Source organism: Sphingomonas sp. (assembly GCF_036387535.1).
GTDB lineage: Bacteria > Pseudomonadota > Alphaproteobacteria > Sphingomonadales > Sphingomonadaceae > Sphingomonas_R.
Map to the genome: position 1 here is coordinate 1 of NZ_DASVTO010000122.1, position 9,827 is coordinate 9,827.

8 protein-coding genes are annotated in these 9,827 nt (G+C 65.2%); 4 read left to right on the plus strand and 4 right to left on the minus strand.

Translation table 11 applies throughout. The features are described 5' to 3' along the window. Together VF649_RS11350 and VF649_RS11355 are read right to left on the minus strand one after the other, a co-directional pair. On the minus strand, positions 1-1,200 hold a 1,200-nt coding region (locus VF649_RS11350; protein WP_331012067.1), incomplete at its 3' end, for an efflux RND transporter permease subunit. A 7-nt stretch (positions 1,201-1,207) separates the two neighbouring features. Beyond that, positions 1,208-2,410 carry an efflux RND transporter periplasmic adaptor subunit gene (locus tag VF649_RS11355; RefSeq protein ID WP_414713670.1) on the minus strand — a complete coding sequence of 401 codons (1,203 nt, stop codon included), beginning with the start codon at positions 2,408-2,410 and terminating at the stop codon, positions 1,208-1,210. A 429-nt stretch (positions 2,411-2,839) separates the two neighbouring features. Here VF649_RS11355 and VF649_RS11360 point away from each other — a divergent pair, with 429 nt between their 5' ends. The 4 genes from VF649_RS11360 (at position 2,840) to VF649_RS11375 (ending at position 8,416) form a co-directional block, all read left to right on the plus strand. After that, entirely contained in the window at positions 2,840-4,405 is a 1,566-nt protein-coding gene (locus VF649_RS11360; RefSeq protein WP_331012068.1) for a peptide chain release factor 3, read from the plus strand. 113 nt (positions 4,406-4,518) lie between these two features. Further along, positions 4,519-5,250, plus strand: coding sequence for a trehalose-phosphatase (otsB, locus tag VF649_RS11365; RefSeq protein ID WP_331012069.1), 732 nt, complete (start codon positions 4,519-4,521; stop codon positions 5,248-5,250). Then, complete coding sequence (locus tag VF649_RS11370; RefSeq protein WP_331012070.1) at positions 5,247-7,046, plus strand: glycoside hydrolase family 15 protein; 1,800 nt, start codon at positions 5,247-5,249, stop codon at positions 7,044-7,046. Before otsB ends, VF649_RS11370 begins: the two co-directional genes overlap by 4 nt. After that, positions 7,043-8,416: an alpha,alpha-trehalose-phosphate synthase (UDP-forming) gene (locus VF649_RS11375; protein ID WP_331012071.1), complete on the plus strand. Its 1,374-nt coding sequence runs from the start codon at positions 7,043-7,045 to the stop codon at positions 8,414-8,416. The genes VF649_RS11370 and VF649_RS11375 overlap by 4 nt, the downstream gene beginning before the upstream one ends. A 15-nt stretch (positions 8,417-8,431) precedes the next feature. On the opposite strand, the gene VF649_RS11380 is transcribed toward VF649_RS11375, so the two are convergent. Both VF649_RS11380 and VF649_RS11385 read right to left on the minus strand, forming a co-directional pair. After that, the gene (locus VF649_RS11380; protein WP_331012072.1) at positions 8,432-9,172 is read right to left on the minus strand and encodes a metallophosphoesterase; all 741 of its coding nucleotides are present in this window, start codon (positions 9,170-9,172) and stop codon (positions 8,432-8,434) included. Next, positions 9,169-9,827: MFS transporter (locus VF649_RS11385; protein ID WP_331012073.1), on the minus strand; the 659-nt coding region annotated here is incomplete at its 5' end. The genes VF649_RS11385 and VF649_RS11380, both read right to left, overlap by 4 nt.

Genomic DNA, 9,827 nt, shown 5'->3' on the forward strand with positions numbered 1-9,827 from the left:
GACCAGCCCGAACAGGGTCAGCGTGTTGATCGAGAATCCGGCGACCGCGAACACCCCGAACGTGCCAAGCAACACCACCGGAACCGCGATCGCCGGGACAAGCGTCGCCCGCCAGCTTTGCAGGAACACGAACATGACGATCACGACCAGCAAAATCGCTTCGAACAGCGTCTTGATCACTTCATCGATCGACAGTTGTATGAACGCGGTGCTGTCGCGCGGGAACGAGTATTTATACCCCGCGGGGAAGGATTTGGAGCGTCGCTCGATCTCGGACTTCACCAGATCAGCGGTCTTGAGTGCGTCGGCGCCCGGTGCGAGCAGGATCGACAGGCCCGCGCCGGGGTGGCGGTTCAGGCGGCTGACGGTCGTGTAGCTTTCGTTGCCGAGTTCGACCCGTGCGACGTCCGACAGCAACACCTTGGAGCCATTGGTCTGGGTCTTGACGATGATCTTGCGGAACTGTTCGGGTGTGGTCAGCCGCGAACGCGCCGTGACGGTGGCGTTCAGCATCTGGATGTCGGGGGAGGGCTGGCCCCCGATCTGGCCAGCGGCAACCTGCGTATTCTGCGCCTGGATCGCGGACGTGATGTCGGACGGCATCAGCGCGAAGCTTGCCAGCTTGAACGGGTCGAGCCAGATCCGCATCGCATATTGCGCGCCGAATACGTTGAGGTCGCCGACGCCGGGCAGCCGGCCGATCGGATCCTGAAGGTTCGAGATCAGATAGTCGGAAATATCGCCCGCGGTCTGACGGTCGGTGGAGTCGTAGATCGCGACGACCAGCAGCGCATCGGGGTTCGATTTGGTGACGACGAGGCCCTGTTGCTGAACCTGTTGCGGCAGGCGGGGCAGGGCCTGCTGAACCTTGTTCTGAACCTGGACCTGCGCGATGTCGGGGTCGGTCCCCTTTTCAAAGGTGACGGTAACCGTGACGGAACCGGCGGAGTTGGAGGTGGCGGAGAAATACAGCAGGCCGTCGATCCCGGTCAGCTGCTGCTCGATGATCTGCGTGACGCTGGATTCCAGCGTCTCGGCCGATGCGCCCGGAAATGCCGCACGGATGTTGACCGCCGGCGGCGCGATATCGGGATATTGTTCCACCGGTAGCGAGAGGATGCCCCCGATACCCGCGAGCATGATGACGATGGCGATCACCCAGGCGAAAATCGGGCGATCGATGAAGACGCGGCTGATCATGGCCGGCTCAACCGTTGCGGGGCGTAGCGCCCGCCTTCGACCCGGACCCCGATTTGGACGGTGACTGCGGTTTGCTGGGCGGTGATCCGGCGGGGACCGGCTTGATCGCCTGCCCGGCTTTCACCCGCGCGACCCCTTCGACGATCACCCGGTCGCCCGGTGCCAACCCGCCGGTGATGAGCCAGTTGGTGCCGATTGTACGCGGTGCCTGAACGATGCGCTGCACCGCCTTGTTGCCGGGCCCGACCACGAAGACGGTCGCCTGGCCCTTGGGATCGCGGCTGACCCCGGCCTGCGGAACGAGGATGGCGTTCTGGTCGCGCGCCTGATCGAGCGTGGCGCGGACATACATGCCGGGCAGCAGCAGCCCGTCGGGGTTGGGGAAACGGGCGCGCAACGTCACCGTTCCGGTATTCTGATCGACGGTGACATCCGTGAACTGGATCGTTCCGGACAAGGCGTAAGAACTGCCGTCCTCCAATTTCAGCCGGACACGGGCGGAGGCCGGTACGACGCCGCCGCTCGCCAGTTGACGGCGGAGCGCCAGCAGATCAGCCGAGGATTGCTGGATATCGACGAAGATGGGGTCGAGCCGCTGGATGGTGGTGAGCGGATCAGCCTGACCCGACGTCACCAGCGCGCCGGTGGTGAACAGTGACCGACCGATCCTGCCGGTAATGGGCGCCGGAACCCTGGTGAAGCGCAGATTGATCTGCGCCGTTTCCAGCAGAGCTGCGTTCTGCGCGATGCTGGCGCGCGCCTGTGCGGCGAGTGCGGCGGCATCGGTATAATCCTGTTGCGCCACGGCTTCGATCGCGGCGAGCGGCCGCAAGCGATCCGCCTTGACCCGGGCGGCAGCTTCGTTGGCGCGGGCACTGGCAAGGTTGGCTCGCGCTTCAGCGGCGGAGGCACGGTAAAGGCTGGGATCGATCTGGTAGAGAGTCTGCCCCTGACGGACGACCGAGCCCTCCGTAAACAGCCGGGCCTTGATGACGCCGGAGACCTGCGGACGTACCTCCGAAGTCTCATAGGCCGCGGTGCGGCCGGCAAGCTCGGTGGCGAGCGGAACGCTTTCGGTCCGCACCACGATGTATCCAGCCTCTGGCGTCGGCGGTGGCCCCTTTTTCTGATCGGCGTTCGATCCGCACGCAGCGACCGCCAGAAGCAGCATCAAGCAGGGAATCGTGGGGGAAGCGCGAAGGCGCGGCATAGTCATGACCGCACCCATGGATTTGCATGTCGATGTGGTCAACAATTCTTCGATGTCCAATTTGACACAAAGCGAAAGACATTGTTCGGCGGCGACAATTTTGTGCAATATTGTTCCCGATGCTGCGCACCGAAAGCAGTTTCTTGATGAGCGAAGAAAGTGAAGGCGGACCGGTGCTATCGCAGTCTGAAACCGCGACCACGACCGGCCCGCAAGAAAACGGGCTGCGCTCCGGGGGGGGGGAGGATGCGCAGCCCGCAATCTATGTCCGGTCCGAGGGGGGGACGTCGGAAGGGACATGGTGCGAAGCGCATGAAATTGGTTTGGGTTCCGGGCCCCGATGCTTTTTTTACAAAAAGCGCGGCCTCGCCTTTGTACGCCGCAGCCTGTACCGCGGGCGCAACCCCGACCCCTGTTGGAAAAAGACGCATGAACGACCGCCCGACCGGGCGTCCTGACCGCCGGACCTTTGCGATCATCTCGCACCCGGACGCCGGCAAGACGACGCTGACCGAAAAACTGCTGATCGCGGGCGGTGCCATCCACCTGGCCGGGGAGGTCAAGGCGCGCGGGCAGACGCGGCGCGCGCGATCCGACTGGATGAAGATCGAACAGCAGCGCGGAATATCGGTGACGTCGTCGGTGATGACGTTCGAATATGACGGCCTGACATTCAACCTGCTCGATACGCCGGGGCACGAGGATTTTTCTGAAGATACCTATCGGACGCTGACTGCGGTCGACAGCGCCGTGATGGTGATCGACGCGGCGCGCGGCATCGAGGCGCAGACACGCAAGCTGTTCGAGGTGTGCCGGTTGCGATCGGTGCCGATCATCACCTTCGTCAACAAGGTCGACCGTGAGGGACGGTCGCCGTTCGATCTGCTGGACGAAATCGCGGACCAGTTGGCCCTGGATGTCGCGCCGATGATGTGGCCGGCCGGCATGGGCGGCGAGTTCGAAGGCTTGTTCGACGTGGCCGGCAACCGCATGCTGTTGCCCGAAGGGCGGGTCGAGACGGTGGCGGGGCTGGACGATCCCAAGCTGGACACGCTGATTTCCGAGCAGGCGGCGGCGAAGCTGCGTGAGGAGGTCGAGCTGGGTGTCGGCGGTTATGCTGCGTTCGACCGCGCCAAATATCTGCACGGCGACATGACGCCCGTCTATTTCGGATCGGCGTTGCGGGATTTCGGAGTGCCGGAATTGATCCACGCGCTGCGGGACCTGGCGCCCAGCCCACGCCCGCAGCCGGCCGATCCGGCGCCGATCAGCCCCGACGCCGACGGCGTGACCGGGTTCGTGTTCAAGGTGCAGGCCAACATGAACCCGCAGCACCGCGACCGGGTGGCGTTCATGCGGCTGTGTTCGGGCAAGTTCCGGCGCGGCATGAAGCTGAACCAATCGGGCACCGGCAAGGCGATCGCGGTGCATTCCCCGATCCTGTTCTTTGCGCAAAGCCGTGAAGTGGCGGACGAGGCGTGGCCGGGCGACATCATCGGCATCCCGAACCACGGGACGCTGCGGGTGGGCGACTCGCTGGCCGAGGGCGCGCCGGTGGTGTTCACCGGGCTTCCGAACTTCGCGCCGGAAATCCTGCGTCGGGTACAGCTGATCGATCCGACCAAGACCAAGCAGTTGCGCAAGGCACTGGACGATCTTTCCGAGGAAGGAGTGGTGCAGGTGTTCCATCCTGCGATCGGATCGCAGATGATCGTCGGCGTGGTCGGGCAGTTGCAGCTGGAGGTGCTGATCAGCCGGCTGGAGCATGAATATAAGGTCGACGCGCGGCTGGAGCCGTCACCCTGGGACACGGCACGCTGGATCAGCACGGATGCGGCGGCGGACATGAGCGCGTTCCAGTCGCAGCACCGCAGCGCGATGGCCATGGACCGCGACGGACAGCCGGTGTTCCTGGCAAAGGACCTGTGGGATCTGAACTTCGTGAGCGGGCGGGCGCCGACGGTGCGGTTTTCGGCGACGAAGGAGCGGGTGTAGATGTGCAATCTCGAAGCCGGAGCACGGAGCTTGCGACGGGATCGTGCGGGTCGACGGCGGGCGGGGCGGGTCCGATCGGAACAATCCGCCCTCGCTGCGTTCCTACGCGGATGATGGATGCGCTCCCCCCGCCGCCTGACGGCCCGATTGCTGATGTCAGCCTGTATCTGGATTTCGACGGGACGCTGGTCGAGATCGCCGCCACGCCGGATGCGGTGATCGTCGAGAACAGCGTCGCGGTGATGCTGGCCGGCTTGTCGTTGCGGCTGGATGGGCGTGTCGCGCTGATCAGTGGACGGGCGATCGATACGCTGGCGGCGCTGGTGCCGTGCCCCGGGCTTGCGATCAGCGGGAGCCACGGCGTGGAGACGCGGTGGTCGGACGGACGGCGCGACGGGCCAGCGCGAGCGGAAGGGTTGCCGGCCGCAGTCGCGGACCTGAACGCCTTTGCCGCGGCGCGACCGGGATTGCTGGTGGAGGAGAAGCCGTTCGGCGCCGCGCTGCATTACCGCGCCGACCCGGACGTGGGCGATGCCGCCCAGGCGCTGGTGCGGGAACTGGCCGCGGCGAGCGGGCTGGATGTGCAAACCGGCAAGATGGTGGTGGAATTGCGCCCCGCCGGCATCGACAAGGGTGATGCGGTTCGCCGGCTGCATGCCGCCGCACCGTTCGCCGGACACGCCCCGATTTTCGTGGGGGATGACGACACCGATGAGGCCGCCTTCGTGGCGGTGACGGCCTTGGGCGGATATGGCGTGCTGGTGGGACCGATGCGCGCCACCGCTGCGCGGTATCGACTGGACGATGTGACGGCCGTGCGCCGGTGGCTTGGGGGATGGATATGACCGCGATTGAGAGCAAGACGAACCTGAATCTCTGGCCGATCGGCAATTGCCAGGTGTCTGCGCTGATCGACGAACGGGGTCGGTTCGTCTGGGGCTGCGTTCCGCGCGTCGATGGCGATCCGCTGTTTTCCACCCTGGTTGGCGGCGATGATGCCGATCGTGGATATTGGGCGATCGAGATGGAAGGCGGCGTGAAGACGACGCAGGCCTATATTCGCAACACGCCGGTGCTGGTCACGCGGCATGAGGATGCCGAGGGCAATGCCGTCGAGATCATAGATTTCTGCCCCCGGTTCGAGCAGGTCGGTCGCACCTATCGCCCGGTGGCCTATGCCCGCGTGGTGCGGCCGACCGCGGGAAGCCCGCGCATCCGGGTGCGATTGCGACCGACGCATGACTGGAGCACGGCGCCGGTCGAGACGACCAGCGGATCGCATCATATCCGCTATCTTCTCAAGCCGCTGACGCTGCGGCTGTCGACGACCGCGCCGGTCGGACGGATCGAGGCGGAGACGGTGTTCCGGTGCGAACGGCCGCTGCATTTCTTCCTGGGGCCGGACGAGAGTTTTTCCGGCGATATCGGCGCGACGGTCGACCAGATGCTGGAACGCACGATCGCCGAATGGCAGGCCTGGGTCCGGGGGCTGGCGACGCCGGTGGAATGGCAGGATGCCGTGATCCGGTCCGCGATCACGCTGAAGCTGTGCCAGCATGAGGAAACCGGTGCGATCGTCGCGGCGATGACGACGTCCGTACCGGAACATGCCGGATCGGAACGCAACTGGGACTATCGCTACTGTTGGGTGCGCGACGCCTATTACACGGTGCAGGCACTGAACCGGCTGGGCGCGCTGGACGTGCTGGAAGCGTATCTGGAATATCTGCGCAACATCGTCGGCGAGGCAGAAGGCGGGCATATCCAGCCGCTCTACGGCGTGCTGGGCGAGGCGCGGCTGGAGGAACGGATGGCGCCGGGTCTGGCGGGCTATCGCGGGATGGGACCGGTGCGCGTCGGCAACCAGGCCTATGAGCAGATCCAGCATGACGCCTATGGCCAGATCGTGCTGTGCAACGTGCAGGCGTTCGTCGATCGGCGGCTGTTCCGAATGGCGGGCCCGGAGGATTTCCGCGCGCTGGAAAAGGTGGGCGAGCGCGCGTGGAAGTTCCATGACCAGCCCGATGCCGGCCTGTGGGAACTGCGCACGCGGCAATCGGTGCATACCTATTCCGCCGCGATGTGCTGGGCCGCGTGTGACCGGCTTGCCAACGCCGCGGCCGCGCTGGAGATCGAGGATCGGCGCGCATTCTGGCAGGAGCGTGCCGACACCATCCGCACGACGATCATGAATGCGGCATGGCGCGAGGGGACGCAGCGCCTGTCGGCAACCTTTTCGGGCGACGATCTGGACGCGAGCCTGATCCAGCTGCTCGACCTGCGTTTCCTGGCGCCGGACGATCCCCGGTTCCGATCGACCTTGAAGGCGGTTGAGGAAGGGTTGCGCCGCGGCAGCCACATGCTGCGTTATGATAGCGAAGATGATTTCGGTTTGCCGGAAACGGCGTTCAACGTCTGCACCTTCTGGCTGATCGAGGCGTTACATTTCACGGGACGCGAAGCGGATGCGCGCGCGCTGTTCGACGAGATGTTGAGCCGGCGCACGGGTGCCGGGTTGCTGTCCGAGGATATCGATCCCGTCACCGGGGAATTGTGGGGCAATTATCCGCAGACCTACTCGCTGGTCGGCCTCATCAATTGCGCGGTGCTGTTGTCAAAACCATGGAGTGCCGTGCGATGAGTCGATTGGTGATCGTGTCCAACCGGGTTTCGGCGCCGACAGGATCACATTCGGGGGCACAGGGCGGGCTGGCCGTGGCGCTGCAGGCGGCGTTGAAGGAACATGGCGGGATCTGGTTCGGATGGTCGGGCGAGCGCACCGACCATTATACCGGCGACATCAAGTTCACGCAGGGGCACGGCGTCACCACCGCGACGATCGACCTGGAAGACCAGGATATCGAGGAATATTATGACGGCTACGCCAATCGGACATTGTGGCCGTTATTCCATTACCGCATCGATCTGGCCGAATATGAGCGCGGGTTCGAGGATGGCTATCAGCGAACCAACGAACGGTTCGCGGACACGGTGCGGCCGCTGATCGAGCCGGACGATGCAGTGTGGATCCAGGATTATCACATGATCCCGCTGGGCCAGGAACTGCGCAAGCGCGGCGTGGACAACCGGATGGGATTCTTCCTGCACATTCCATGGCCGCCGCGCCGATTGCTGTCGACCTTGCCACACGCGGCCGAACTGGCCGAAACCTTGTTTGCCTATGACGTGGTCGGGTTCCACACGCGGGAATGGCTGGAAAGCTTCCAGGATTTCGCCACCAAGGAATTGGGCGCGGAATTGCTGTCGGACGGGGTGTTGAAGCTAGGCGAGCGGACGGTGACCGCGATTGCCTGCCCGATCGGGATCGACGCCAGCGAGTTCATCGAAGCGTCGCGCGGGGTGCAGGCGCGGCTGGCCCATCGCCGGATGCGCGACAGTGCCGATGGCCGGGACATGATCGTGGGGGTCGATCGGCTGGACTATTCCAAGGGGCTGGAAGAACGCTTCCTGGGATATGAACGGTTCCTGGTCGAGCATCCCGATCAGCGCAAGGAGGTGTTCCTGTTGCAGATTGCGCCGCCGAGCCGGGCGAGCGTGGAAAGCTATCGCAAGATCCGCGCTACGCTGGATGCGATGTCGGGCCGGATCAACGGTGCCTTTGCCGATACCGACTGGGTGCCGATCCGGTACGTCAATCAGGGATATTCGCGGGACGTGCTGGCCGGCATCTATCGCGCCGCCAAGATCGGGCTGGTGACGCCGTTGCGGGACGGCATGAACCTGGTCGCGAAGGAATATGTCGCCGCGCAGGACCCGGAAGATCCCGGCGTGCTGATTCTGTCACGCTTCGCCGGTGCGGCGGAGCAGTTGACTCAGGCGGTGCTGATCAATCCGTATAGCGCGGAGGAAATGGCTGACGCGATATCGATGGCGCTGGCGATGCCGCGCGAGGAACGCATCGAACGCTGGCGCGCGATGATGGACAATATCGAGCGCGAAGACGTGATCTGGTGGCGCGACCGGTTTACCAAGGTGTTGATGGCGGCTTAGACCAGGCTGCGATTCTCAGGTGGACAGGATCCAGCGATCGGCGCCGTCCAGTCCGAGCGCGGTCAGACGGTCACTGGCCCGGGCGGCGGTGTCGATCCCGATCCGGTTGGCGCGCCAGGCGACATCCGGCGTCACGGTATGGCCGTGAACCACCACGAACCCATGATCACGCCGGCTGTTCAGGAAATCGTCGCGAATCCACAGCATGTCGTGCGGACTCTGCTGATCCAGCGCGATGCCGGGGCGGATGCCGGCGTGAACGAACAGATAGTCGCCGTGACGGATGCTGAGCGGCCGAGTGGCGAGCCAGCTGCGTTCCGCCGGCGGGATTGCGGCGTCAGCAGCGGCGCGGATGGCGTCGTCGTCGCCGGTTCGTGCGAGCCGTGGATCGACGCCCCAGCTGGCCAGCGCCGTGCTGCCGCCGTGGGTGCGCCAGAGCCGCAGCATGGCGTCATCGCCGGCTAGGCCATCCAGCATCGCCTGTTCGTGGTTGCCGCAGAGCGCAGTCAGATCGGCCCAGGTGACCCCGGCCATGATCCGTCGTACGACGCCAGCCGAGTCCGGGCCGCGGTCGATCATGTCGCCGAGCTGGATGATCTTCGTTTCGGCGGCCGGGCGTGTGGCCGTGTCGGCGCGGATGAGGTCGAGCAGCGCATCGAGCAGATCGAGCCGGCCGTGCACGTCGCCGATCGCATAGACGCGGGTGCCGATGGGAACGGCGGGCGCACGGCGGCGACGAAACAGCCGCCGGATCATCGCGCGGGCGATACGCCATCGCGGCGGGCGGATCGCCGCGCGACCAGATAGATCAGCAGGCCCGCCGCCGACAGGACCGCGCCGATCGGCCCGGTGGACGTCCAGCCCAATCCGGCGGCGATCGACAGGCCGCCGAGCCAAGCGCCCAGCGCATTGGCCATGTTGAAGGCGCTGTGGTTCAGTGCGGCAGCCAGCGTCTGCGCATCCGCAGCCACGTCCATCAGACGCGTCTGAAGCGCCGGACCGATCGCCAGCCCGGCAAAGCCGACCAGGAACAGGTTGATCGTGACCGCGATCAGATTGTGCGCGCTGAAGGCGAAGGCACCCAGGACAAGGATGTTGAGCAGCAGCAGCACCCAGATCGCCCGAAGGATACCCCGATCCGCGAGCCAGCCGCCGAATAGGCTGCCCGCGACCATGCCGCCACCGACGACGGCCAGCAGCATCGGCACCGCATGTTGGGTGGTTCCCGTCACCTCGATCAGCGTTGGGGTGATATAGCTGTAGACCGCGAACATGCCGCCGAAGCCGATGGCGGCGATCCCCAGCGTCAGCCAGACCTGCGGCCGGCGAAGCGCGCCCAGTTCGGTCAGCGGACTGGCGCCGTCCGCCGCGGGTATCGGGGTGAGGCAGAGCCGTACGAGCAGGGCGGTCA